The sequence below is a fragment of the Paraclostridium sordellii genome, assembly GCF_000953675.1.
Taxonomy (GTDB): domain Bacteria; phylum Bacillota; class Clostridia; order Peptostreptococcales; family Peptostreptococcaceae; genus Paraclostridium; species Paraclostridium sordellii.
The window spans coordinates 3,393,183-3,393,421 of the sequence record NZ_LN679998.1; positions in this window are offsets into that span (position 1 = coordinate 3,393,183).

The window sequence follows — 239 nt, forward strand, 5'->3', positions numbered from 1 at the left end:
CGCGAAGCCAACTTCAAGATAAGATTTCCCACCGTAAGGGTAAGATCCCAGGAAGACTACCTGGTTGATAGGTCAAAGGTGTAAGTGCAGCAATGCATGTAGCTTATTGATACTAATAGATCGAGGACTTGACCAAGATTATTTGATCAGATAAATGTTATACAGTTTTTAGAGTATTAACTCTAACTAAATAGATGATAATCTATTAAAGATTATGTGGTTACTATAGCAAAGAGGAT